Below are 26209 nucleotides of genomic sequence, written 5' to 3' on the forward strand. Positions count from 1 at the left end.
GACGGTTCAGGTGGTCAGCCGGTCGATCGAAGTTCTTGATCACGAAAAGATTTGCGACCAAGATTTCTTGGCCTCGCTCGATACAACAGTGCCGCTACGACCGAATCACCTGGATCTTCATCCACTTAGAGGCTGATCCCGTAGTGGAGGTGTACGACACCGCTCTTGAAACGGCGCTCGTTGAGCAGTCGGAGCGACACCCGCACGTTGTCTGGTAGCGCCCGCTTGCCGCCACCCACCAGGATCGGGCCGAGGAAGAGGTGGCACTCATTGACCAGGCCAGCCGCAATCGCCCTGCCAGCGAGCCCGGCACCACCGACGGAAATGTCGTGTCGTGAGTTCTCCTTGAGCCACTGGATAGCCTCAGGGTCGAACTCGCGCTCGATCCGGGTGCTCGCGCTCGAGACGGTCTCAAGAGTGCGAGAGTACACGATCTTATCGGCAGCCCGCCAGATCGTCGCGAAGTCCCTGACCGCAGCCGGCTGATCGACACCGGTATCCACGGTCTCCCAGAAGACCATCGTCTCGTACATCCGGCGTCCGTACAGATAGGTCCCGATCGGCCGTTCAAGATCATTGACGAACGCGTGCACCTCGGGATCCGGAGCCGCCCAGTCGAAACTGCCCTGTTCGTCCTCGACATAGCCGTCGAGCGAGGCGATCGCCGAATAGATCAGGCTGGCCATGTGCGCCTCCTGTCACCGTTGCGCAAGGGAGTCCTCCTGATCGGTGGTCATGGGTGGTGGCGGCCCTGGCCGCACACTCCTGAGACCGCGACACAGAGCGAAACTCATCGGTCGTGGCTCTGACCGCCCGATCACCGGATCTTGCCCGCCAGCCCCCCGCCATGGCGCCACGCCACGTGCGCGACCCGCCGCAGGGCACACCGCCCACAACCACAATCACCTCCTCGCCGAGGCAGGCCCACGGTAGAAACGACACCGTTTCGTTTACCGTGGGGCTGATCGGCGCTAGCGTTGGTCCACCAGACCGGCGCCCGCCGCGCAGCCTCCAACGTGTGCGGTCCACCCGGACATCTCACGTCCATGACCTCGCCTGCCGCGTCATCTACCGCCATCGCGGAGGTCGCATGGCCCGCCTTTGTCACTGCAGGTCACGGGCCTGGCCGTGGACCGTTAAACGATCTCCATCCGGGCGAACAGGTTCTCGCGGACGGTATAGAGGTGATGGACCTCGCGGCTGTCGAGAACGTTGCCGTCGAGGTCACGCACAGTCTGGCCGACGGTGACATCGACGCGCCCATCCGGCGAGACGCCGACCGTGCGCGGTTCGACGCGTGGGTCGACCACGGCCCACTGCCTGGCCCAGTAGTCGCGGACCGCGGCGTGCCCGACGACCTCCCCGCCTTCCCACCCGTTCGCCCACCGCACATCGTCGGTAAGCGCGGCGAGCACGCTGTCGACGTCACGAGCGTTGAATGCCGCATACAGATCACCGATCCGGGCGGCCAGCTCCGGCGTGCCTGTCGGGCCGGGCTCAGCCACGTCACGTCTCCTCACGTGTTCGTCCGCGACGCGCTCGACCCGGTCCAGCGCGACGTTCGCCAGATGCGGAAGCCAGACCCCAAGGTCATGGAGGTCACACACCAGGCTCGTCAATGTTCCCATTCGTCCCCCATCTCCGAGTCGGACGGCGCGCCGGGAGCGGAGCGCGGGTCCGCGTCGTCGGTCGCGCGACAGTCACCGGATCCTGCGGTGATTTGTCAGGGGAGCCTGATCAAGGATGGGTAGGACGTCGGCCAAGGCGGTCGTGGCAGTGGTCGTCCTGTACGTGAGAAGCGAGCACGCGTGGCGGTCCGGACGACGCTCTCCGCTGTCATGAGCGGTCGCGAGTGCCGCCGGCACGGTCGCAGATGCGCGCCGCCGGTGGCGTCGGGGGCCGCCAGCTCGGCGGGGAGCGGGAAGGCCCGATCGTCGGCCAGCACCGACACGCTTGCCCGCTACACCGGCGCGGTGCTGCAGGGCATGTCACAGCAGGCGCGCGACGGCGCCAGCGCCGAGGACCTGCTCGCGGTGGCCGAGGCCGCGATGGCGGCATGGCCCTCCGAACGGCTGCGCCCGCCTGACCTGGCCGTCTCCCGGCCGGTCAACCGGCGGTCCTCGGCGCGATCAAGTGAGGTCCGCACGCGGGCGTCCAGGCCCTGCGCGACGCCGCCCTCGGCCGTCCGGGCCACCCGACCTCCCACGATCACGGACGGGAAGGCCAGCGCACTGGCGACAATCATGGCCCGCCCGCCGGTCTCCTCGTCGTCCGGTGGCGCTCGATCTACCGTATTGGGCGTATGGCCGTCCCGAGGGAGATCGGTAGGGTCTCGTAGCCGCGTAGTACGCGGGTCGGGCGACGGCGGGGCGTTCCGGCCAGCGTCAGGTTGGGATACCGCTCGAACAGGGAACGCAGGCCGATCTCGCCTTCGAGGCGGGCGAGGGCGGCGCCGAGGCAGTAGTGGATGCCACTGGAGAAGGCAAGGTGGTCTCGAGCGTTTGGCCGTTCGATGTCGAACACGTGTGGGTCGGTGAAAAGGGCGGGGTCCCGGTTGGCGCCCGCGAGCAGGGAGACGACGAGTCTGCCGGCGGGAACCGCCGTGTCGAGGATGTAAGTGTCGGTACGGGCGACTCGGGCGGTCAGCTGCACGGGTGTCTCGTAGCGCAGGACCTCTTCGACCGCGTTCGGCCATCGGCCTGGGTCGTCCCGCAGCAGATTCAGCTGCTCGGGATGCTCGAGGAGCAGCTTTGTGCCGTTGCCGAGCAGGTTGACGGTCGTCTCGAAACCGGCCGCGAGCAGCAGCTGGGCGGTGGCGGTCAGCTCCGTCTCGGTCAGTTGGTCGCCGTCGTCGACGAGTCCGACGAGTCGGCTGAAAATGTCCTCGCCCGGATTGCGCCGCAACCGTTCGAAATGCCCGCCGAGCCACGCGTTGATGGCCCCCTGCGCGCTCTCGACCTGTCGGAAGGTGCCGTAGGGCAGTCCGACGTCGAGCGTGGCCGCGGCCGCGGTGCCCCAGGCGAGGAACTGGGCGCGCATGTCCGCGGGAACGCCGAGAACGGCGGCGATGACGGTCACCGGCAGCTGGGCCGCGTAGCAGTCGACGAGGTCGACGGTGTTCTCACCAGCCATCGCGTCGAGCAGCTCGTCGGCGGTGCGTTCCACTTGGCCGCGGAGCCCTTCGATCGCGCGGGCGGTGAACACCCTCGACACGAGCCGGCGCAGGCGCGTGTGATCTGGAGGGTCGACCGCGAGAAGCGACGGCGGGTCGATCGGTCCGTTCGCCGTGGAGTCCTGGGACAGCCGGGTCATCAGCCGCAGCGGCAGCGGCAGCCTCGACACGTCGACGGATGCGCCGAAGGCGTCGCTGCGTAGCACGGCCGCCGCGGCCGGGTGACTCGCGGTCACCAACGCCAAGCGGCCCGAGACGAATGATCCACGGGAGCGGATGTCGTCATAGGCCGGGTAGGGATCCGTCGCCATCGTCGGATGCGCCATCGCCAGCGTCGCCGTATCGCCACGTCGCTCGGCCCGCCCCAGTACCCAACGTACCGCGCCATGCCGCGCCGCCCAGCGCATTCTGCTTCGGACAGACACCGCCACCACCACCGTTGTCGTCACCTCCACGATCACGCCCATGCGACCAGACCAGCATGTGAGGCTCGTGAGAACCGCGGTGGCGGCCCCGCCCTCGACAGGCACCGCCGGCCGGCCCACGCCAGCAAACCCCGCCGGCAGTCCAGGGACTCCGGGCTCCCCGGCCGGCTATCTCGCTTCGCAGATTTCACGCATCCGGATCGCACCTCACTCACATGATCATTCGGTGTGGTTGCCGTATGTGGAAGCAGACACCGAACAGTGGTCCAAACAGTGGTCCAACCACAGCGCGTCCCATGTCCAGCGACCGGGCGGGAGATCGGTGATGGCACGGCACCGCCGTCTAAGCCCGCGGGTTCGTTTCGGTGCCGCGGGGATGGTGGGCTGCCTCGCGCTGGCCGCGATGACCGCCGCGGCGTTGACCGGCCAGGCCGAGGAGCCTACGGCGGGCCGGTCGGCCGCGGCCAACGCGGCGGGCACGGCCGAGCAACCGAACTTCGTGCTCATCCTCGCCGACGACCTCGACCAGACGACATCTCCCTACTGGGAGGCCATGCCGCAGACCGCCGCCCTGATCAAGGACTCCGGGCTGACCTTCACCGACGGGTTCGCCCCGACCCCGATCTGCTGCCCGGCCCGCGGCACGATCCTGACCGGGAAGTACGGCCACAACACCGGCGTGCTCACCAACGCCGGCGACGTCGGCGGCTGGGCGACGTTCGCCCGCAACGGCAACGAGGACCACACGTTCGCCAAGTACCTGCACGACGCCGGATACCGGACCGGCCTGGCCGGCAAGTACATGAACGGCATCGAGGACGAGCCGACACACATCCCGCCGGGCTGGTCGGAGTGGTACGGCAGCGTCGACAACAACTTCTACACCGGCTACAACTACACGCTGAACGAGAACGGCGCACTCGTCCAGTACGGGGGAACGGAAGATCCGGCCAACTACTCCACCGACGTGGTCGCCGCGAAGTCCACCGACTTCATCCGCCACGCGGCGGCGGATGACGCCCCCTTCTTCTGGTACGCGGCCTCAACAGCGCCCCACCTGCCACTCCCCCCGGCACCGCGACACGCGAACAACCCCTTCACCAACGCGACCGCGCCGCGCACACCCAACTACAACGAGACCGACGTCTCCGACAAGCCATGGTGGCTCCAGCAAAGCGCCCAGGAACGCTCCGCCCGAGTCGCGGCGATCAACGACCCGGACTACCAGGACAGAATGGGCTCGCTGTACGCGCTCGACGAGATGGTGTCAGGCATCGTGCAGACCCTGCAGGACACCGGCGAACTGGACAACACCTACCTCGTCTTCACCTCTGACAACGGTTACAACCTCGGCTCCCACCGGCTGACCCAGAAGATGGCCCCCTACGAGGAATCCATGCGGATCCCGCTGGTGGTCGCGGGACCGGGCATCGCCAAGGGCACGGACGACCACATGGTCGCACTCATCGACCTCGCACCGACCTTCCTGGACCTCGCCGGCGTACCGATCCCGGCAGACGTCGACGGCCAGTCGCTGGCGCCCCTGCTGCGCGGCGAGACCCCGACGTCCTGGCGCACCGACCTGCTGGGGCAGTACGCCGGGCCGGGAATCGACGGACAGGACGGGGTCGTCCAGGAACAGGTAGAAAACGTCACTGGCGTATTCCTGGACCTGCCGCCGTGGAGCGCCCTGCGAACCGCAGACTATCTCTACGTCCGCTGGTACGACGTCGACCGCTCTCCCCGCATCCACGAAAGGGAGCTCTACAACCTGGCCACCGACCCCTACCAGCTCACCAACCTACTGGCGACGCCCCAGGGCAAGGCCGAGAACGCCACACTCGTCACCGAGCTCGACGCGCGCCTCGACACCCTGGCCACCTGCTCCGGAGCATCCTGCCGAACCTGACGTCCAGTCCACCAGCCCGGCGGCCAGCCCCTCCAGAGGCCAGCGATGTGGACGCCGTCGAAGGTGGCGCCGCGGAACGATGAACGGACGCTCGCAGCTCCGGGAGACGAACAGTGTCGGAGATGCGGGCGCGGTGGTCCCCCCCGCCTGGTGTGGCGGTGCTGCCTACGCCAGGCGGGGGAACCACGGGATCTGCGCGAGTGCTCGCGGCGGGTCTCGGGTCAGCTGGCCTCGTCCCGTCGAGGCCGGTTGGAACGGGGGACGAGGCGGGCGACGTTTTCGGCGATCTCGCGGGCGAGTTCGGGCAGGACGTCGGCTCGGAGCGGGTATTGCTCCTGACCGGTGATGCGGCGGGTGATCTGAGCAAGTGTGATGACGGTCCCATCATGGCCCATCACCGCTGCCTCCATCGCTAGTGGCAGGTCAGCGCCGACTACTCTCGGCGGAGGACCAAGACTCGGTGTGGCCACCGTTGCGGACGATTCGTCGGCGTCCGGCTAGCGATCCGCGGTCGGGCGGACCCGTCGTGCCCGAAGGCAGGCCGCGGCAGGAATGGAGACGACGACGGAGACGACAGCGACGCCGGCGACCGCAGCGGGTCCGGCGGTACCGGTCCCCGCCCAGCCGGAGAGCGAATCGCGGACCGATCCGGAGTCCCTGGTCGCCAGCATCCTGGACGACGTCGCGCACCTTCTGCCCGAGCAGGCACCACTGAGCTTCTTCGTGCATCACAACACGCTGCATGCATTCGAGGATCTCCCCTTCCAGGACGCCGTCGTCCACGCCTCCGAGTTGCTGGGCACGCAGCCTTTCCAGACCGAGCGGGCGTTCGCCGAGCACCTGCGCAGCGGCCGGATCCGTGAGGACGACGTACGCGCCGTACTTGCCCCCCACGACGAGGTTGACGGCGACGTCGAGGTGGTGCCCGGCGGGCCGACCCTGGCCGAGTTCCGGCTTCGGCGTCTCACCACCCTGTTTGAGATCCCGCAGGGCGCCGGGCTGCGCTGGCTGCTGGAGGACGACGACGCCCGTCGTCGCTGCCACCCCTGGGTGGACGACGCCCGCCGGGCCGCGCTTCGGCGCCAGGCCGGACGGATCTTTGAGCCGCACGGCGGCGGCGGCCAGGACACCCCCGGATTCCCCGACACCTCTGACTCCCCTGCGTCCGGCCGTCCGGATAGTCAGGCCGAGGTCCGCCGCCCCGCGACGGGTAGTCGCGGGGCGCGCCACAACAGCCCCGGCCGCCATGAAGCAGCGCTGAGCGCGTCCCGGCGAGGTGCTGCCCGGACCCCCGGGCGCGGGGGACGCCCGGGTTGGACAGGAAACGGTCGGGCCCTGTCCGGTCAGCGGACACCCAAGGCTCGGCTCCTGGCCGAGGTCTGGGAGACCCTGGAACGCCAACGCCCACCGGCACCCGCCATCGCGGTCCCGGCCCGGCGCCGCGACCAGATTCTGCGCCTGCTGGGTGTGGACACGGATGAGTTCGCGCATCCGGTGCTGATTCGGTTGTGCTCCGCTTTTCTCGATCAAGGTATCGCGTACTGGCAGATGCCGGAACGCGAGGACGGCCTGCTGGGCGTTTTCCGGCGACTGTTCGGCCTGCCCGGCGGTCGGCCCGACCCGGTCTGGCGTGGGCTCGATGTAGTTCTTCGCGAGCAGGCGGCGCAGGGATGGACGGCGACGCGGACCGTGGTGTGGGCGCTTCGTGCGTTGCAGCTACCCGAGTCGGTCTGGCCGGCGACGATCCGGGCGAACCTGCTGTCCCTGCGCGGCTGGGCGGGCATGGTACGCCAGTTCGAGATTCGCCCCGACCGGGTTCCGGTGCAGCCGTCCCCCGCACGGCTCGTCGACTTCCTCGCCGTGCAACTCCTGCTCAAGGTGTTCGCCACCCGGTACGTGCTGACCGAACGCATCGGCCCCGGGGCGGAACCGGCCGATCTCGGTCCCCTTGGCTCGGTCTCGTCGCCCGCAACGTTCGACTCGCCCACGCTGTCGGATGTGACCGGCACGCCGGCCACATACGACTCCCCCGCCGCAGTGAGCACTCCCACCGCGCCGAACGCCGCAACGGTGGCAAGCGCCTCGGCCGCTTTCGGTGCCCAACCCGGGTTCGGAGGATCCAGTAGCGAGCCGCTCGCCATCCAGCCGCGTGCTGTCCACGCCGTCGACGAGGCGAGCATCGACACGGCGTTGGTGTACGAGGCGTTCGTGCTGGCCCAGCTGGTGGACGTCGATCTTGGTCTGCTCACCGAGGACCGGTGGGCCAGCGCCTGGCTGCGGGCGGTCGCCGATTTCGACGAGCAGCGCCGACGCTGGCTCCTGCACCAGGCGTACGAGCGCCGGTATCGGATGATCATCCTGGATGCGCTGTGCGCGCACGGCCGGAACTCCACTCCGGCCGCCGAGGTCGATGCCCCGCCCACGGACTTCCTCGCGGTCTTCTGTATGGACGAGCGGGAGGAATCGCTGCGTCGGCATCTCGAGGAGCACTGCCCGGCGGTGCGCACCTACGGTGCCGCCGGCTTCTTCGGTGTGACCATGGCCTACCAGGGCCTGGACGACATCCGGCCGCGAGCGCTGTGCCCGGTCACGACGACCCCGCGACATCTCGTCATGGAGCGGGCTGTGGACGAGACCGAACATGCGGCCTACCGCCGGGCGATGCGCCGCTATGGACACGTCGGACACGCCGTGTCGAGGGCCCGCGGAACCCTCGGCCGCGGTGCGGCCCTGACCGCGCTCGCCGGCCTGGCATCGACCGTGCCGCTCGTCAGCCGGTGTCTGTTCCCGCGGACGGCCGAACACTGGGCGCGTCACGTCCACCACCGGGTGGCGCCGCGCCCGCGCACCAGACTCGTCCTCGAATGCCCCGACGACGTCGAGCATCTCGAGGACACCCCGGCCTCGGCGACGATGTCCGCAACACCGGGCACGGCATCCGGTGCGCTGGTGCCCGGGGTCGGGTCGGCGCCGCTGCGGTTGGGTTACACGGTCGCGGAGATGACCGACATCGTCGACGCGATGCTGACCAACATCGGCCTGACCGGCACCGCCGCGACAGCCGTCACAGCCGCTCCAGACGCCGTGACGTCACGGTCGACGACCGAAAGCGCCACGATGCCTGGAGCGACGACCGCTGGGCGGGCGGGTTCACGCGCCGAGCGGCTCGTTCTGATCGTCGGTCACGGATCGTCCAGCCTGAACAATCCACACGAAGCGGCCCACGACTGCGGTGCCACCGGTGGCGGCCAGGGTGGACCGAACGCCCGGGTGTTCGCCGCGATGGCGAACCACCCCCGAGTTCGCGACAGTCTCGCCCAGCGGGGCATCCGCCTGGATCCGAGCATCTGGTTCATCGGCGCCTATCACAACACGTGCGACGAGTCGATCGACTACTTCGACACCGATCTCGTGCCAGACCGCTTCCGCCCCGCGTTGGACCGGGTCCGGGCGGCCATGGACGCGGCCTGCCGGCTGGACGCGCATGAACGGTGCCGGCGGTTCGAGTCCGCGCCCACCGACCTCGACGCGGAACAGGCGTTGGCGCATGTCCAGGAGCACGCCCGGGACATCGGCCAGCCACGGCCGGAGTACGGGCACGCCACGAACGCCGTCTGTGTGATCGGACGGCGCTCCCGCACCCGCGGGTTGTATCTGGACCGCCGCGCCTTCCTCGTCTCCTACGATCCGACGACGGACCCGGACGGCGAGGTGCTCACCCGGTTGCTGCTGTCGGCCGGCCCGGTCGGCGCGGGGATCAACCTGGAGTACTACTTCAGCTTCATCGATCCGGTGGGTTACGGCAGCGGCACGAAGCTGCCCCACAACATCACCGCGCTGGTCGGCGTCATGGACGGGCATGCCTCCGACCTGCGCACCGGGTTGCCCTGGCAGATGGTAGAGATCCACGAGCCAATGCGCCTGCTCGTGATCGCCGAGGCCGAGCCGGAACTCCTCTCCCGCCTGCTGCGCGACAATCCGGGACTCGATCGGCTCGCCTCGGGCGGGTGGATTCAGCTCGCCGCCTGGGATCCGCAGGGACCCGACATCCACCTGTATGTCGACGGCACGTTCCGCCAGCACCACCCGAACGATCTCACGCTGCCGGTGGTGACCCGTTCGGTGGAGTTCTACGCCGGCCGTCGCGACCATCTCGGATGCGCCGAGGTACTCGGCACACCGCCGCCGGCCGCCGCGGACGAGACCGCCGCGGCCCGACGGCCGGGCCCAGGCCCGGACCGTGCCCGGTGGCCCACCGCCAGCCCGCCCGGAGCCGGCCTTGCGGTCGACGACCACGCGGTCAACGACCACGCTGGCGGTCAGCCGGTCAACCCGCGGCCAGCGGGATGAGGCACGCCCTCACGACCAACCTGTCCGGGAGTGCGTATGGCGGGGTGATGACCGTGTTGCTGCTGGCCCCGGTCGTGCTGCCGGCCGCCGGGGTCGCCGTGCAGGCTGTCGCCTTGTGGTTTGGTCACCACTGGTCGGAACGGGCCGCGGTCACGATCGTGGCCATCGTGTTCGGCACCGTCGTCCTCGCGACGGCCGCTCTCGGTGTCGCTCTCCTGGTGACCAGGCGCGACATGATCGACGTTCAGGTCGGTACCTGGTTCGCCACACCCGACCATGCCTGGCGCTGGCACCTGGTGGCCGATCGGCTGTCCATCCCGTTTGCGCTGTCCGCGGCGACGCTGATCGGGCTGATCGGCGCGCTGTCGAGCCGGTACCTGCACCGGGAGCCGGGGTTCTTCCGCTTCTACCTGCTGCTCACGCTGTTCGGCACCGGGGTCGAACTGGTCGTGCTCGCCGGCAGCCTGGCTGTCGTGTTCGTCGGCTGGGAGCTGGTTGGGATGTCCTCAGCCCTGCTGATCGCCTTCTTCCACGAACGGCCTGGACCGGTGCGGCACGGGCTGCGCGCGTTCCTGACCTACCGTGCCTGCGATGTCGGGCTGCTGGCCGGGACCGCTCTGCTGGCCGGCACGGCCGGATCGGTGGACCTCGTCAGCCCGCCCGCGCCGACGACCGGCTGGCCGGGCCAGGTGGGCTGGATGGACTGGGCGGACTGGGCGCAGGTCCCCGTGCCGGCCTCCGCGGTGAGCGCGACGATCGTGGCGCTGCTCCTGGTCCTGGCCGTGGTCGGCAAGTCCGCGCTGGTGCCGGCGAGTGGCTGGCTGCCACGGGCGATGGAGGGTCCCACCCCGTCCAGCGCGATCTTCTACGGCGCGATCTCGGTGCACCTCGGACCGTACCTACTGCTACGCACCCACGCCCTGTTCGACGCGACACCCGCCGCCCGGGTGGTCGTCGTCCTGATCGGTCTCGCGACCGCCCTGCACGCCACCGTGGTCGGCCGCGTGCAGTCAGACATCAAAAGCGCCCTGGCCTACGCTTCCATGACGCAGGTCGGCCTGATCGTCGCCGAGATCGGTCTGGGCCTGTACCTGCTGGCCATCCCGCACATCCTGGGACATGCGGCGGTGCGCAGCGCGCAGATCCTGCGCTCACCGAGCCTGCTGCACGACCGGCACCATCTCGAACAGGCGATGGGGCGGACGCTGCCGCACGCCGGCCGGCATCTCGAACGGCTCGTCCCGGCCCGCTGGCAGCCACGGCTGTATCGGTATGCGCTCGAACGCGGCCATCTGGACGTCTGGCTGCGAGACCTGTGCGCCCCGATCGCGCGGCTGCTGCGGGCCATCGACCACGGGCAGCGCCGCGCGGCCGACCGCATCGGCGGCGCGCGCAGCGGCACGACCCCCGACGTGGCCGCCCTCGCCCTGACCCTCGGCAACCCCACCATCAGCATCCCCGCCGTCCGCCGCGCGGCGGCGCGCGGCACGGCGGCCGGCAGCCCGGCCAGCGGGAGTGCGCCTGCCCGCGAAGGGGCCGGCCGGAATGCGCCAGCGCACGACATCGCTCCCAGGGGGCGATGATGACGGTGTCGCTAGGCCCGCTGCTGGCCGCCTGCCTCCTGCTGCTCGGCGCGGGCGATCTAGCCCGCCGACGGCTCGATGCCCGGCGAGCACGGGCGGCGGCAACGGCCTGGACAGGCACAGCGCTCGCGATGATCGTCATCTGTGTCCCGCTGGCCGGACTCGTCGACGACGCGCTGGCCGGCGTCGGCGGCGAGACGGTGACCACCCTGACGACGGGATGGGCCCGTTGGACGCCGGTGGCCACGGGGCTGGCCGGCCTGGTCGCGGTCGCGCTGGCGCCGGTGCGCACGCACACCCCGCGCACGTTCATCCACGTCCTAGTGGTGCTCGCCACCGGGCTGGCGGCCACCGCGACCGGCGAACCGGCCGTGATCGTGGCACTGTGGGCGTTGGCATCCGCCGCGATGTGGCATGACCTGCGCCATCGCCTCGGTTCGCGAGGACCGGCCCGGCTTTTCGCCCTACACCAAGCGTTCGGTGTCACGCTGGCCGCCCTCGGTGTGATGGTCCTGGCCATCGGCGATGCGTCGGGATGGGCGGGCACGATCGGCGCCGCGGCGATCATCGCCGCCGCCACGGCCCGGCTAGGCCTGCTGCCCCTGCACCTGTGGGTCTCCGGGCTGGTGGAATCAGCGCCGATGGGTCTGGTCGTTGTGTTCCTCACGGGTCCGACCGCGCCGATGCTGCTCCTCGCCGACGGCATACCGGCGCCCGGGACCGGACTGCTCGTGGTCGCAGCGGTGTCCGCCCTGCTCGGCGGCCTGCTCGGGCTCGTCCAGCCCGACGCCCGGCGCGGGCTGAGCGCCGTCACGGTCAGCGTGTCCGGGATCGTCGCGTGCGGCATCGCGGAGGCGTCACCGACCACCGTGGCCGGGGCGATACTGGCCTGGCAGGCCTACGCCATTGGGATGGCCGGCGCCCTGATGGTCCTGTCGACCACCGAGGCACGCCGGGGGCCCATCACCCTCACCGGAGCCGGTGGCAGTTTCGCCCGCACCCCGAAACTCGCCGTCGCGTTCCTGCTGCTCGGGCTGGCCGTCGTCGGATTCCCGGCCACCCTGGGATTCGTCGGCGAGGATCTCCTGATCGAGGGAACCCGGGAATCGTCATCGCTGCTGATGGTGGCGCTCGCCGTCGCGACAGCGGCCAACGGGGCGACGGTCGTACGCTGGTTCTTCACCGGATTCACCGGACGGCGCGATCACGCCGGCGAGCCCGACCTCACCACACGCGAACAGTGGGCGGTCACCGCCGCCCTCGCGGTGCTGCTGGTCGGCGGCCTGACGCCGGGCCGGCTGGTACCGGACGGCCCGAACCCGGCCTTCGGGCCGCGATCAGCCGGCAGCTCGGCCCACACAGACGCGACCGCCGCTGGACACGCCCAATAGACGCGCCGACTCCACGTGCGCAGCGGGTGCAATCGGCCGGACTCACCGGTCGACATGACCAGTCGACGCGGTCAGTCAACCCGGCCAGTCGGCCACGCTGGCTCGTCCTGCCCGCGCTCGACCACGTCCCGATGCTGCCACCGGCAAGGTCGACACCCCTGCCCTGGCGCGGCTGCTCGCCCTGCAAGGCCAGCCGGTGGCCGGCTCGAAGGGCGCGGGTCAGGCCGACGGCGGCGCCAGGACCTGACGGCGGCCGGGAGGCCGCCGCGGGCGCTCGGGCCTGGGGCACCCCAGGGCTTGAGGCGCCGACCGCCGATAACGTACCTTCCGCACATCCACGAAAGAAGACATCTACATCTTTAAGAGGGCACGTCCTCGGAGGCTCCACGTAAGCCCGCCTCCGCCGGCGCGAGGTTGGGGAGAAGCATGACAGCGGCGAGCACCGCCACCGCCCCGAAGATCGACCTGCTGGACGCGGCGTCGTTCGCGAACGGCCAGCCCCACGACCAGTTCACCTGGCTGCGCGAGCACGACCCGGTGCACCGCCACGACGAGCCCGACGGCCCCGGGTTCTGGGCGGTCACCCGCTACGAGGACGTCCGACACGTCGGGCGCGACCCGGGCACGTTCTCCAACTCGCCGTCCGTGCAGATCGTCGACGTCCACGGCGACGGCGCCTCCATGGGCGACCACCAGATGATGCTGATGATGGACCCCCCGCGGCACAGCAAGTACCGCAAGCTCGTCAGCCCCGACTTCGTCCCCAGGTCGGTACGGCCACTCATCCACCGGGTCGACGCCCTCGCCCGCCAGATCGTCGACGCGGTCATCGAACGCGGCGAATGCGACCTGGTCGACGACCTCGCCGGCGAGATGCCCTCGCTCGTCATCGCCGACCTGCTCGGCATGCCACTGGAAGACGGCCGCGAACTCTACAAACTGACCGAGCAGATGCACGCGGTCCCCGACACCGTGCCGGAGGGCACCCAGCTCAACGCGGCGCTCAAGATGTTCACCTACGCGAGCGAGCTGCAGGCGGCCAAGCGCAGGAACCCGGGCGACGACCTGTCGAGCCGGCTGCTGGCCGCCGAGGTCGAGGGCCACCGCCTCGACGAGATGGACTTCAACCTCTTCTTCATGCTCCTCATCGACGCCGGCGGCGACACCACCCGCCAACTCGTCGGCGGCGGCCTGCACGCACTGTTCGAGCGCCCGGACCAGCGGGCCGCGCTGATGGCTGACCTCGACGGCCGGCTCGACACGGCGATCGAGGAGATGCTGCGCTGGGTCAGCCCGGTCGTCTACATGCGCCGGACCGTCACGACGGACACCGAGCTGCGCGGCCGGCAGATCGGCGCCGGCGACAAGGTCGTCATGTACTACGGCTCGGCCAACCGCGACGAGCGGGTGTTCGCGAACCCACAGACGTTCGATATCACCCGCTCCCCGAACGACCACATCGCCTTCGGCAGTGGCGGCCCGCACTTCTGCCTCGGCTCACACCTCGCCCGCGTCGAGATCACCGCGCTGCTGCGCGAGATCCTCACCCGGATGCCCGACATCGAGCCCGCAGGCCCCACCACCTGGCTGCAGTCGAACTTCATCTCCGGCCCCCGCCACCTACCAGTCCGTTTCACCCCCGGCCCGAAGCTCGGCTCCTGACCTTCGACACCTCGTCAGGTGGCCAGGCGCGTGGACCGCCCACGGGACGGTCCACGCGCCTGGCCACCTGTGGCTACCGGCGGGGTCGACCCGCAGACCTGAAATAGCGACGCTCTGTTGTGGACAGTGGGTCGTCGATGCCGCGGTCGCGGTCGTCGTCACCACTCCTGGTCGTTCTCGACGGCGGCGAGGGCGTCGTGGTCGGTGACCGCGGTTCCGATGCGCGTCAGGAGCAGGCTGGTGATGGCCGGATCGACCTTCAGCGTGATGCCCCACATGAAGAAGCCGTGGACCATGCCGCGGCGCACGCCGAGCCAGGCGTCGTCCCAGGAGGGGACGTCCACGCCGCCGGCGCGCAGCTGGTCGAGGTAATGGCGGACCAGGTCTCGCTCGGCGCGCCGCCGGTCGTCGACGGACAGCGCGGACGCGATGTGGTACCCGACGTCGAGGTACCACGGCCCGCGCTGCGCCGTCTGCCAGTCGACGAACGACGGCCGGCCGGCACCGTCGAGGTAGACGTTGCCGACGTGCGCGTCGCCGTGGACCACCGTCCACCGCGACACCGACTTGGCCCGGGCGGCCAGCACCTGGTAGGCGGCGGCGAGCCGTTCGGCGTCACGTACCTCGACCGGCACCCCCGCGCCGATCGGCCCTGCGAAGTTGTCCCGGATCTCCCGGACGCCACGCACCCGCAGGTAGCCGTCCATCCGGCCGGCGAGCCAGCGGGCGTCCGCGAGTGCCGGGTCACCCCAGGTCGCCGCGTGCAGGCGGGCGAGCTCGGTGAGGCTCTCGGCCGCCTGATCCGGGGTGTAGTCGCTGCGGGCGTCGAGGAAGGTCGCCCCCTCGGCGACGACGTCCTCGGTGATGACGACCCCGTGGTGGGTCAGCGGGTCGACGTCGGCGTAGACGGCACGCAGGGTACGCATGCCGGTCGACGCGGCCACGTCCCGATAGAACCAGGCCTCGTGCTCCCCCGTCGCCCGAGCCGCGTGGCCGACCTCGGTGAAGTAGCCCTTGACGCAGAGGTTCGCCGATAGTCCCGGCGGAACGCCGCCCACGCACTCGATCCGGAACCTGGCGTTCGTCGCCACCCGGCTGATGACCGGGCCGGGCGTCACGGTGCTGACCTCCAGGCCGGGGAACCGGCGACCGAGCGCCGCGGTGAGCCACGCGGACGACAGCACGTCCTCCAGGGTGTCCGGCACTCGAAGCGAGCCGGCGTCGGCCGCATCGCGGTGTGGAGCGGAAGTCATAGCCCGGTCCCGAGGTTCCCAGGCGTGGACACGGCGGCGTCGGGCTCCGGCGCGGCGCAGGTTTGCGGTCCGCTCTCACACAGCCGCGGTGCGATCTTCGGCCGAGGTCGTAACTGCAAGGTTCTGTCCTCCGTCTCGGACTGCTGACCCAACGAGCACCCGGCCCAGCGCGGTCAAGGAGTGAAGAGGTGTCCGGCGTTCACGTCGAGCACAGCCCCGGTGATCCCCGACGCCAGGTCCGACGCGAGGAACAGGACCGCGTTCGCGACCTCGTCCTCGGTCACGGGGCGGCGCAGCGCCATCTCACTCGCATACCCGGCGAGCACGACCTCGTATTCGACCCCGCGCTGCATCGCCAGCGACCGGTAGTACCCCTCGAGCCGGGCACTCCAGATGTGGCCCGGCGCGACACAGTTCACCCGCACACCGTGCGGGCCGAGCTCCGCGGCGAGCGACTGCGCGATCTTGTGGGCCTGGGCCTTGCCGGCGCTGTACTCGCTGCGGCCGGCCAGGCCGATCCGGCTCGACATCGACGTCACGTTGACGATGGAGCCGGCACCACGCTCGACCATGTGCGGCGCCACGTACCGGCAGGTGAGCAGCGTCCCGAACCCGCCGATCTCCACCGCCCGCCGCCACTCCTCGAGCTCCGGGGCGTCCATGTCCACGACGGCGCGCTTGGCGGTGTTCGGGAAGGCCGCGTTCACGAGCACGTCGATGCGGCCGAAGCGGTCCATCACCGCCATGGCCATCCGCTCGGCGTCGGGTGGCGAGGCGATGTCCGCAGCCACGGTGAGCACCTCACCGCCAGCCGCCCGCGCCGCCTCGCCCGAGGCGTCGAGCGACGCCGTCGATCGGGCGACCAGGGCGACTGACGCACCCGCGGACGAGAAACGGCGGGCGAGCGTCGCCCCCAGCCCGGCACCCGCGCCGACCACGACGGCGACCCGACCGTGGAAGGAGAGGAGATTTTGACCTTCGCTCATGAAGCCTTCCGAGTACAGGCCGGTATCGCGCGCCGCGGCCGTCTCGAAGTAGGCCGCGCCCGGTCGGTCACCGACCTCGGCGAGCTCACGGACCGTCGACAGCGGGCATGTCTCGGCGATGAACCGCGCACTCGTGTCGAGGAGCATCTCCTGCTCGGGCGTCGCGGCCGCCACCAACCGGACGCTCATGCGCCTGGGGCCTTCCTCGTACGCCGGTGGGCGAACGCGGCGCGGTGATCGCCGGCCCGCCGCGCGGGTGCAGAGACCATCAGGGTTTCCTCCCGGATACAGTCGCCACAATATATATAGATATTTGTGTACCGTCGAGAAGTGACGCCCTTCGCGGAGCATGCGCGCGAAGGGCGAGGTGGCTGCCCACACGCTGGTCGACGATCCACGCGGCGACCGGGCACAAGCGGAAAACTGACCCAAAAGATTAGACAGTTAGGATCTGACATGCCGCCAAGGCCTTCGCTCGGACTGAGTCTCGCCGGATTCGGCGGGGACCCGCGGTCGCTCGCGGACGTCGCGCTGCGGGCTGAGCGGGCCGGATACGACTCCGTGTGGTCGGCCGAGGCGTGGGGCAGCGACGCGTTCACCCCGCTCGCGTACCTCGCCGCACGGACCAGCCGTCTGCGGCTGGGCACCGCCATCGCCCAGATGGCGGCGCGCACGCCGGCGGCGACCGCCATGACGGTCCTGACGCTGCAGCAGTTGTCCGAAGGACGCCTCGTCCTCGGGCTGGGCGCGTCGGGGCCGCAGGTTGTCGAGGGCTGGCACGGCGTGCCGTACCACGCTCCGGTGCGGATGACCCGCGAGTACCTGGCCGTGCTGCGCACGGCGCTCGCCGGCACCGAGAAGCTGGAGTTCTCCGGCTCCGTCTACCAGATCCCGAACACCGGCGCCGGCACCACCGGGCAGGGGCGCCCGCTGCGCACGACCATGCCGCCGGCGCCGGGCACTCCCATCCTGGTCGCCGCGATGGGCCCGAAGAACGTGGCCATGGCTGTCGAGAACGCCGACGGCCTGCTCCCCTACCTGTGGAGCCCGACCCGGTGGCGCGAGACCTGGGGCGAGGCCCTCGCGAAGGCGCCCGAAGGGTTCCAGGTCGCGCCCACGGTGCTCGTCTGCGTCGGCGACGACCTCGCCGCCTGCCGCGACCGGGTACGCCCCCGCATCGCGCTGCACATCGGCGGCATGGGCTCACGGACGAAGAACTTCTACGCCTCGCTGGTCTCCCGCTACGGCTACGCCGACGAGGTCGCCCGCATCCAGGACCTCTATCTGGGCGGCCAGCGCGCCGCCGCCTGCGCAGCCGTCCCCGACGAGCTCGTCGACGACCTGGCCCTCGTCGGCCCCGTCCCCCGGATCTCCGAGCAGCTCGCGGTCTGGCGCGACGGCCCGGTCACCACGATGATCCTCGAACCGACGCACCCCGACATGCTCGAGGACATCGCGAAGATCTGGTGAGGCCCGACGGGGACGGCCCGCGGCCGCCGGATACGACGGCGGCCGCGGGACCGATGACCACGAGCCGCATGTCAGACATCCTCACCCGCCGGACCGATCGGCGACCGGAGGTGGCAGACGCCGTTGACCGGGCTGTCTGCTTGCCTGGTCTCCAGGGTCGCACGCACCTGCGACCAGGCCCGTTCGGCGAGCGCGCGGCCCGACCGGTCGGTGACCAAGGAATCTGAGGCTTGTATTCCTGCCCCGCGGCTGCGGCCTCTCCCAGCCAACCATCTCTAACATCTAGATGTTTTGCGTCGTCCGTATTACGGTTCCGCCAGACTCGACGATGGGAGGGCAAGGTCCATGGCCGACTCCATCCGCACCTTCTGCCGCCTCTGCGAGGCCGGCTGCGGCCTCACGGCCACGGTGGAACACGGGCGGCTCACCCGGCTTCGGGCCGACCGGGACCACCCCGTCACCAAGGGGTTCGCCTGTGGCAAGGGCCTGCGCGCGGTGGAGGTGCATGACGATCCGGACCGGGTCCGGCGGCCGCAGCGACGGGTCGGCGACACGTTCGTCTCCGTCACCTGGGACGAGGCGTTCGCCGACATCGCCGAGCGCCTCGAGGCCGTAATCGCCAGGCACGGTCCCCGGTCCGTCGGCCTCTACCTCGGGAACCCGAACGCCTTCAACGCCCTCGGCGGCGCGATGGGGGTCTCCTTCACCGCCGCTCTCGGCTCCGACCGGCTGTTCTCGGCGACGACGCAGGACTGCGCGAACAAGTACACCGTGGCCGAGCTGCTCTACGGCACGATGAAGGCCCATCCCATCCCGGATCTCGAGCGCACCGACTTCCTGTTGTGGATCGGGTCGAACGTGCGGGTGAGCAAGTCGTCGTTCCTGAGCGTCGCCAATCCGCTCCAGGCCCTGCGTCGTGTCCGGCAGCGAGGTGGCCGGGTCGTGTTCGTCGACCCGCTGCAGATCGAGCCGGACGTCGGGGAGACGCTGCAGCTGCGTCCGGACTCCGACCCCTACCTGCTCGCCGCGATGCTCCACGAGATTCATCGGACCGTCGGGTTCCGTCCCGGCGTGTTCGAGGGCCGGATCGACGGGCTGGACGAGGTCGCGGCGTTCGTGACCCCCTACTCACCTGAGGCGGTGGCCGACGTCGTCGGACTGCCGGCGGGCACCATCGCCGCGCTGGCGCGGGACTTCGCCGCCGCCGAGCGGGCCTCGATCCACGCCTCGACCGGCCTGAACATGGGCCGTCAGGGGGCGCTCGCGTACTGGCTCGTCCAGATGCTGCTCCTCGCGACGGGCAACCTCGACCAGCCGGGCGGCAACTACTTCGCCACCGGCGGACTGGCGAAGCCCAGGGCGTCGGCGGACCGCACCGCGGCGTCGTTCGAGCAGTCCACCTGGGGACCGTTCCGCCGGACCGTCGGGATGTTGCCGGGCGCGCTCCTGTCCGACCTTGTCGAGGACTCCGCCGAGCCGTTGCGCGCGCTCGTCGTCCTGGCGGGCAACCCGGTGCTGTCCATGGGCGGCGGCGAGCAGCTCGCGGACGCTATGAGGTCACTGGATCTCCTCGTCAGCATCGACCTGTACCGGAACGCGACCGGCGAGCTGGCGCACTACGTGCTCCCAGCGACGGACCAGTTCGAACGGGAGGACCTCAATACCTTCGTGCAGGGCGTGCAGGGCGTGCCGTTCGTGCAGTGGACGCCGCGAGTGGTCGAGCCCGACGCCGAGCAGCGCCAGGAATGGCAGATCTTCGGCGGTCTGCTCGAGGCGATGGGCCGCCGGCCGCCGCTCCCTCTCGACACCGCCGACCCGATGGCGTTGCTCGATGGCGCGCTCGCCCCGAGCGGCGTGAGCATCGCCGCCTTGCGCCAGGCCGGCGGCATCCTGCCGCTGGCGGAGCCGGGGCCAGGCGGGTCACTCGAACGACTCGGCGTGGAAGGCGTCCTGAACCTGGTCCCCGATGCCCTGCGCCCGGCGCTGGAGCGTGGCCATGCCCTGTTCCGTGAGCTGGACGGGGAACCGGCGGACGGGTTCAAGCTCATCACCCGCCGGACGAAGAACACGATCAACTCCTGGTTGCAGAACCTGCCGTCGGCGGTGGCGGACGATGGTGAGCCGAATCCGCTGTGGATGAACCCACGGGACGGCGACCGGCTTGGGGTGGCACCAGGCGACCGCGTGCGGATCAGCAACGACTACGGCGCCATCGAGGCCGGCATCCGTTTCGATCCTCGGCTGCGGGTCGGCGTCGTCGCCATGACGCACGGATTCGGGAACGCCTCGACGTCTGGGATGACGCGGGCGCGGGACCGACCCGGAGTGAACGTGAACGCCCTGGCCCCCCACGGACCGGGGACCTTCGACCCGGTCGGCGGCATGTCCCATGTGACCGGGATCCCGGTCGATGTCCGCCCACTGGCCAGGGCGACGTGACGGACCCTGCCGGCGCGGCCCGACGACCGTCCAGGGCCTGTCGCCGACGACCCGGCCGGCGCCGGCGCTGTCGGGTCGCGGCACCCGGCCGGCAGCGCCGGTCGTCGCCGCACCGTCAGCAGAGGAGCATTGGGCCGAATGCCGCGCCGCCCTCAGTCGCGTTGATCCGAGGAGACTGGGCGCATGTTGCCCGATCTCACGGTCGCCGGGGCGGACCTGCCCGTCCGGGCCGCCCTGCCAGCGCTCGTCGCCGCGCTGACCGCCCGCGACCAGCACGGTTCGGGCCGCGCCGGCGGGGCAGCGGTGCTGGTGGCCCCGCCCGGCACGGGCAAGACAACGCTCGTCCCGCTCGCGCTCGCCGACCACGTCCCCGGCCGGGTGCTGGTCGTCGAGCCGCGGCGGATCGCCGTCCGCGCCGCGGCACGGCGGATGGCCAGCCTCGCCGGCGGTGGCGTGGCGGGCGGTGCCGGGGCTCGTGCGGATGCGGCGGGTCGCGGCGGTGTGGGCGGCGGCGGTGTGGGCGGCGGCGAGGTGGGCGGCGCAGTCGGCTACACGATCCGCGGCGAGCGCATGGTCGGGCCGTCCACCAGGGTCGAGGTGGTCACGACGGGAGTGCTCGTCCGGCGGCTGCAACGCGACCCCGAGCTGCCCGGTACCAACGCGGTCATCCTCGACGAGTGCCACGAGCGCCACCTCGACGCCGACCTGGCGCTCGCGTTCATGCTCGACGTCCGCGCCGCGCTGCGCCCCGACCTGCTCCTGCTCGCCGCCTCCGCGACAGCCGACACCCGGCGGCTGGCCGCGATGCTGGGCGCGCCCGGCCAGCCCGCGCCGGTCATCGGGACGGACGCCTCGATGTTCGACGTCGAGGTGGTCTGGGCGCCCCCGCCCGGGGTGATCACCCCGGCGCACGGCCTGCGGGTCGACCCGAGGCTGCTCGACCACGTCGCCGCGACCGTCGGGCGCGCGCTGCGGGAGACGTCCGGGGATGTGCTCGTCTTCCTGCCCGGGGCCGGTGAGATCGCCGCCGTCGCCGGTCGGCTCGCCGGGCACCGGAACGCGGTCGACGTGCTCACCCTGCACGGCCGCCAGACCGGCGGGGCGCAGGACGCGGTGCTGCGCGCCGGCCCGCGTCGCCGGGTGGTGTTGGCGACCGCGGTCGCGGAGAGCAGCCTCACGGTGCCCGGTGTGCGGGTCGTCGTCGACGCCGGCCTGGCCCGCTCCCCGCGGATGGACCACGCCCGCGGGCTGGGCTCGCTGGTCACCGTACGGGTGTCGCGGTCGTCCGCCGGGCAGCGCGCGGGCCGGGCCGGCCGGGAGGCGCCGGGCCGGGTGTACCGCTGCTGGTCCGCTACCGAGCACGACCGGCTGCCCGCCCAGCCGGAACCGGAGATCGCCGTCGCCGACCTCACCGCCTTCGCACTGGAGCTGGCGGTCTGGGGCCATCCCGGCGGCGTGGGCCTGCCGCTGCTCAGCGACCCTCCCGCCGGCGCGATGGAGGCCGCCGGGGTCTCGCTGCGGGCCCTCGGCGCCGTCGACGAGACCGGCCGGGTCACCCCACGAGGACGTTCGATCGCCCAGGTCGGGGCCCATCCGCGGCTCGCGCGGGCGCTACTCGACGGCACCCGGGCCGTCGGCGCCCGCCGCGCGGCGGATGTCGTGGCGATGCTCTCCGGGGACGGCCCCGCGGGCGGCCCCTCCGACGACCTCGTCGCCGCGTGGCGCCGCCTGCGGGGCGACACCGACCGGGCCTCGTCCGCCCGCTGGCGGGAGGAGGCCCGCCGGCTGCGCTCGGCCGCGGAAGCCGCACCCGCCCGGCCCGGTGAACCCACCGGGCCAGCCGGGCCTGCCGGGCCCGCCGGGCCCGCGGCGCGGGGAACGGGTGGGATGACCGACGATCTTGCGGCGGGGCTGGTGGTCGGCCTCGCCTTCCCCGAGCGGCTCGCGCGGGCCCGCGACCCCGGCAGCTCGAACTACCTGATGGCCGGCGGGACAGGTGCCGAGCTCACCGCGGGCTCGGCGTTGACCGGGGCGGAATGGCTCGCCATCGCGGTCGCCGACCGCGGGTCCGGCCGGACGTCCGCCCGTGTGCGCCTGGCCGTCGCCCTCGACGCGGCCACCGCGCGGGAGGCGGGCGCGGCACTGCTGCACACCGAGGACGAGGTCGCCTGGTCCGGTGGCGACATCGTCGCCCGCCGGCTCGAGCGCCTCGGCGCGATCATCCTCGCCGAACGCCCGGTGACCAGGCCCGACCCGTCCAAGCTGCGGGCCGCCGTGCTCGACGGGCTGCGCGACGCCGGACTCCCCGTGCTGCACTGGAACGCCGACGCGCTCGCCCTGCGGGACAGACTCGCGTTCTGCCACCGGGTGCTCGGCGCCCCCTGGCCCGACGTCACCGACGCCGCCCTGCTGGCCCGCGCCCCCGACTGGCTCGGGCCGGACCTCGACGGTGTGCGGCGCCGCGCCGACCTCGAGCGCGTCGACGCCGGCCGCGCGCTGCGCCGGCTGCTGCCCTGGCCACAGGCCGCCCGGCTGGACGAGCTGGCGCCCGAGCGGGTGACGGTGCCGAGCGGCTCCCGGGTGCGCCTCGACTACAGCGGCACCAGCGGCGCGGCCGGCCCCGTCCTGGCCGTGAAGATCGCCGAGGTGTTCGGCTGGGAGCGGGTACCCGTCGTCGCCGACAGCCGCGCCCCGCTGGTGCTGCACCTGCTGTCACCGGCGGGTCGCCCGGTTGCGGTGACCAGCGACCTCGCGTCGTTCTGGCGGACGGGCTACCCGCAGGTCCGCTCGGAACTGCGCGGCCGTTACCCCCGCCACCCCTGGCCGGACGACCCGACCACAGCCCCGCCGACCCGCCGCGTCGCCCCCCGCACCCGCACCCGCGGCCGCTGACATGTCGGACGGCGCCCCCCACGGGCCGGTGTCATGGGCTGGCGGTTGTTGATGCTGGGCCACAGCTGGGAGCAGAGCACTTCACCAAACACGATCCCCGAACGCACCCCGCGCCGCATGACCAAAGAAGCCAACCGTCCCGGCCTGGCCGTCCGCTTCGAACCGATCATGGCTGCCTGAACGCGTCGGTCACCCGACCGCCAGCGAGGCCGCCCGCCAAATACACACCGCGGCCGTGTCACAGGGCGGTTCGTCGCCGAGGGTGCGCGGATGCGCGCTTCGGCACACGCGGTCAACGATCGCCCGGGCTCGTCGACGCCGGCGAGACCGCGCCCGACCGAACCGCGGATCCCGAGCTCAGCCCCGACGACGTCGCCTGCATGATCCTGTTCGCGCTCCAGCAACCCGACACCGCCGACATCAGCGAGATCGTCGTCCTGCCGACCGGCCAACAGCCCTACCGCTAAGCGCGCCGCGCGGTTCAGTGCGGTTATGCCGGCAGCCCGTCCAGTTGTGCCAGGAGGCGCGCCTTGCCCGATCGGTCCAGCCAGGTACTGAAGTCCATGAGGCCGGCCTTGGCCTTCCGCAGGGGTATGAGGTCGGTGTCGTAGTAGGTCTCGTTCGCCCAGGCGAAGACCTTCGCGGTCTCGGGGGCATGGTCCCAGAGTGCCTTGAGTGGAATCTGGGTGTGTGGAACCTGGCGACCGGCCGCCGTGCTCAGCGCGTCGGCGATCTGCGGGGCGGTCAGCCTGTCGCCGGTGATCTCCATGGCCTTGCCCAGGTAGGCGTCCGGTTGCGCGAAGGCCAGTGCGGCGAACGCCCCGATGTCATCTATGGCGACCAGCTGCATGACTAGGTCGTCGTGCCAGGGCACGTTGAGCGAACCGTTCTGGAAGAACCGTGCCGGGCTGGTGAAATCCTCCATGAACCCGGCGGGGCGCAGGATCGTCGCGGGAACACCCAGGTCGTGGATGTGCCGCTCGATCTGCCACTTGTCAATGGATCCCCAGCCGTGTTCCAGGTAGAAGCGGTTCTGGCTCTCGACGCCGCCGACCGACGAGTACACGAGGTGCTGCACATTCGCGGCCTTGGCCGCGTCCGCGACGTTCTTGCCTTGGGCGATCTCGTTGTCGTTGGCGGACTGGACGCTGTAGATGCCGTACGCGCCGCGTGCCGCCGCGTCGAGGGAGGCGCGGTCGTCCAGGTCGCCGCGGACAAGCTCGGCGCCAGCGGCGGCGAGCCTGGCGGCCGCGGGTGCGGTGTCGTCTCGGACAAGGGCGCGGACCCGCCAGCCGTCGGCGAGCAGGTGGCGGGCGGTGGACCCGCCCTGGTTCCCGGTGGCGCCGATGACGAGGACGGCCTTGTCGTGTGTGTCGATGGTGGTGTTCATGACTCGCTCCTGTCGCAGTGTCCGGCTTGCACGACATGACTGTATGACGAATTTCGAAAGTTAGTCAACCTATGGTAGAGGGATGGCCGAGTCTGATATTTGGTCATACGATGGCTACGTGAGCAGCAGCGCCGAACGACTCCGGGACCCTCGGCAGCGAGCCGAACGGGCGGCGCGGATCCTCGATGTGGCGGCGGACCTGCTGCTGCGGCACGGCTACCGGCGGGTGACCATCGACGATGTGGCCGCCGGGGTGGGTATCGGCAAGGGCACCGTCTATCTGCATTGGAAGACGCGCGAGCAGATGTTCGGCGCGGTCTTCGCGCGCGAGGTGCTCTACGCGATGGACGAGCTTCGGCAGGCACTGCGGAAGGAGCCACAGGCATGCCTGCTGCACAACTTCGCGAGCGCCTACTTCCTGGCCGTCGTGAACCGCCCGCTCCTGCGCGGGTTCCTCCTGGACGACCCCCACCTGCTCGGCAAACTGACCAACTCCGCCGATACCGCCCGTGACGACCGGCACAGCGTCATGGCGCGCGACTACCTCGGACTACTTGCCGAGCACGGACTGCTCCGCGACGACATGCGTGTCGATGAGATCGGCTACGCCTACCAGGCGACCTTCGAGGGCTTCCTGCGAGCCGAAGGCGCCGCCACCGCGGGCGGCCAGGAACAGCGGGCGGATCTGCTCGCACGAACCATCCAGCGCGCGTTCGAGAGCGAGCAGGCGATCCCCGAGACCGCGCTGCGCGACCTCGCCGCCACCACGGTCGCCTTGATCGGCGGCCTGATCGACGCCGATCGCACCGTCTCCGGCATCCCCGAGGCCTGACGACCGCGGTCGTCGGCCAAGCCGATCGCCACGCGGCCGAGGAAGAACAGCAACAGACCGGTCAGCAAGACTGTCGAGGCACCGACGTCACCCCAGAGCGGGCCTTGACGACGAGGGCCGGGCCAGCACTCTGCGAGCGTTCTGGCGACACTCGTGGGTGGAGGACCCGCAAGGACGCCGCGGTGGTGCGCGAGGTCGCCGAGGCAGCAGGTGCGGACCTCGGGTCATCGGAACGGTGCTGGCCTCCGACGCCGTCGAGACGAAGTGCTCCGCCAGACCGGTACGCCCGCCCGGAGACCATGACCGAACCGCAGGCGCAGGTTACGGGTGCGAAGGGCGGTTCGGATGGAACGAAGGTTCGCGGGTAGCCGACGCAAATGGTGACAGCGAGTGGACATCCGGGCTGTCGATCTTGCGGCTTCGGCCGAGTCGCTGCTTGTACCACTGTCTGCGGC

At 71.0% G+C, this 26209-nt stretch carries 17 protein-coding genes; 9 read left to right on the top strand and 8 right to left on the bottom strand.

The features are described from left to right. Positions 1-125: 125 nt before the first annotated feature. The 4 genes from BCD48_RS27430 to BCD48_RS27445 form a co-directional block, all read right to left on the bottom strand. Complete coding sequence (locus tag BCD48_RS27430) at positions 126-686, bottom strand: dihydrofolate reductase family protein (RefSeq protein WP_071051271.1); 561 nt, start codon at positions 684-686, stop codon at positions 126-128. Positions 687-1136: 450 nt separating this feature from the next. Further along, on the bottom strand, positions 1137-1505 hold the full coding sequence (locus BCD48_RS27435; RefSeq protein WP_198543417.1) for a nuclear transport factor 2 family protein: 369 nt from the start codon (positions 1503-1505) through the stop codon (positions 1137-1139). A gap of 455 nt (positions 1506-1960) precedes the next feature. Next, positions 1961-2245: a hypothetical protein gene (locus BCD48_RS56870; RefSeq protein ID WP_071051272.1), complete on the bottom strand. Its 285-nt coding sequence runs from the start codon at positions 2243-2245 to the stop codon at positions 1961-1963. 41 nt (positions 2246-2286) lie between these two features. After that, a complete protein-coding gene (locus tag BCD48_RS27445; protein WP_241842024.1) occupies positions 2287-3483 on the bottom strand; it encodes a cytochrome P450 in 1197 nt (398 codons plus the stop codon). 439 nt (positions 3484-3922) lie between these two features. Here BCD48_RS27445 and BCD48_RS27450 point away from each other — a divergent pair, with 439 nt between their 5' ends. Continuing rightward, the gene (locus BCD48_RS27450; protein WP_071051274.1) at positions 3923-5506 is read left to right on the top strand and encodes a sulfatase family protein; all 1584 of its coding nucleotides are present in this window, start codon (positions 3923-3925) and stop codon (positions 5504-5506) included. A gap of 221 nt (positions 5507-5727) precedes the next feature. Here BCD48_RS27450 and BCD48_RS51590 read toward each other — a convergent pair whose 3' ends face one another. Then, the gene (locus tag BCD48_RS51590; protein ID WP_157910573.1) at positions 5728-5901 is read right to left on the bottom strand and encodes a hypothetical protein; all 174 of its coding nucleotides are present in this window, start codon (positions 5899-5901) and stop codon (positions 5728-5730) included. 157 nt (positions 5902-6058) lie between these two features. On the opposite strand from BCD48_RS51590, the gene BCD48_RS54145 reads away from it, so the two are divergent. The 4 genes from BCD48_RS54145 (at position 6059) to BCD48_RS27470 (ending at position 14492) form a co-directional block, all read left to right on the top strand. Beyond that, a complete protein-coding gene (locus BCD48_RS54145) occupies positions 6059-9856 on the top strand; it encodes a DUF2309 domain-containing protein (RefSeq protein ID WP_071051275.1) in 3798 nt (1265 codons plus the stop codon). 47 nt (positions 9857-9903) lie between these two features. Continuing rightward, positions 9904-11439, top strand: coding sequence for a proton-conducting transporter transmembrane domain-containing protein (locus tag BCD48_RS27460; protein WP_071051276.1), 1536 nt, complete (start codon positions 9904-9906; stop codon positions 11437-11439). Positions 11440-11444: 5 nt separating this feature from the next. Beyond that, complete coding sequence (locus tag BCD48_RS27465) at positions 11445-12830, top strand: proton-conducting transporter transmembrane domain-containing protein (protein ID WP_157910574.1); 1386 nt, start codon at positions 11445-11447, stop codon at positions 12828-12830. 426 nt (positions 12831-13256) lie between these two features. After that, positions 13257-14492, top strand: a complete 1236-nt coding sequence (locus tag BCD48_RS27470) for a cytochrome P450 (protein ID WP_071051278.1) — start codon at positions 13257-13259, stop codon at positions 14490-14492. 158 nt (positions 14493-14650) lie between these two features. Here BCD48_RS27470 and BCD48_RS27475 read toward each other — a convergent pair whose 3' ends face one another. Together BCD48_RS27475 and BCD48_RS27480 are read right to left on the bottom strand one after the other, a co-directional pair. Then, positions 14651-15745 carry a phosphotransferase family protein gene (locus BCD48_RS27475; RefSeq protein ID WP_071051279.1) on the bottom strand — a complete coding sequence of 365 codons (1095 nt, stop codon included), beginning with the start codon at positions 15743-15745 and terminating at the stop codon, positions 14651-14653. Between the two features lie 173 nt (positions 15746-15918). After that, positions 15919-16920 carry an SDR family oxidoreductase gene (locus BCD48_RS27480; RefSeq protein ID WP_157910575.1) on the bottom strand — a complete coding sequence of 334 codons (1002 nt, stop codon included), beginning with the start codon at positions 16918-16920 and terminating at the stop codon, positions 15919-15921. A 267-nt stretch (positions 16921-17187) separates the two neighbouring features. Here BCD48_RS27480 and BCD48_RS27485 point away from each other — a divergent pair, with 267 nt between their 5' ends. From BCD48_RS27485 to hrpB, 3 genes are all read left to right on the top strand, one after another. Continuing rightward, entirely contained in the window at positions 17188-18201 is a 1014-nt protein-coding gene (locus BCD48_RS27485; protein WP_071051280.1) for an LLM class F420-dependent oxidoreductase, read from the top strand. Between the two features lie 345 nt (positions 18202-18546). Beyond that, positions 18547-20640, top strand: coding sequence for a molybdopterin-containing oxidoreductase family protein (locus tag BCD48_RS27490; RefSeq protein ID WP_071051281.1), 2094 nt, complete (start codon positions 18547-18549; stop codon positions 20638-20640). A 183-nt stretch (positions 20641-20823) separates the two neighbouring features. Then, positions 20824-23532: an ATP-dependent helicase HrpB gene (hrpB, locus tag BCD48_RS27495; RefSeq protein ID WP_071051282.1), complete on the top strand. Its 2709-nt coding sequence runs from the start codon at positions 20824-20826 to the stop codon at positions 23530-23532. A gap of 490 nt (positions 23533-24022) precedes the next feature. Here the strand turns inward: hrpB and BCD48_RS27500 are convergent, their stop codons facing one another. Continuing rightward, positions 24023-24922 carry an NmrA/HSCARG family protein gene (locus BCD48_RS27500; protein WP_071051283.1) on the bottom strand — a complete coding sequence of 300 codons (900 nt, stop codon included), beginning with the start codon at positions 24920-24922 and terminating at the stop codon, positions 24023-24025. A 118-nt stretch (positions 24923-25040) separates the two neighbouring features. Between BCD48_RS27500 and BCD48_RS27505 the strand changes: the two genes are divergently transcribed. After that, positions 25041-25754 (top strand): TetR/AcrR family transcriptional regulator, encoded by a 714-nt coding sequence (locus BCD48_RS27505; RefSeq protein ID WP_071051376.1) that lies wholly within the window; start codon positions 25041-25043, stop codon positions 25752-25754. Positions 25755-26209: the final 455 nt, after the last annotated feature.

Source organism: Pseudofrankia coriaricola, assembly GCF_001854805.1.
GTDB lineage: Bacteria > Actinomycetota > Actinomycetes > Frankiales > Frankiaceae > Pseudofrankia.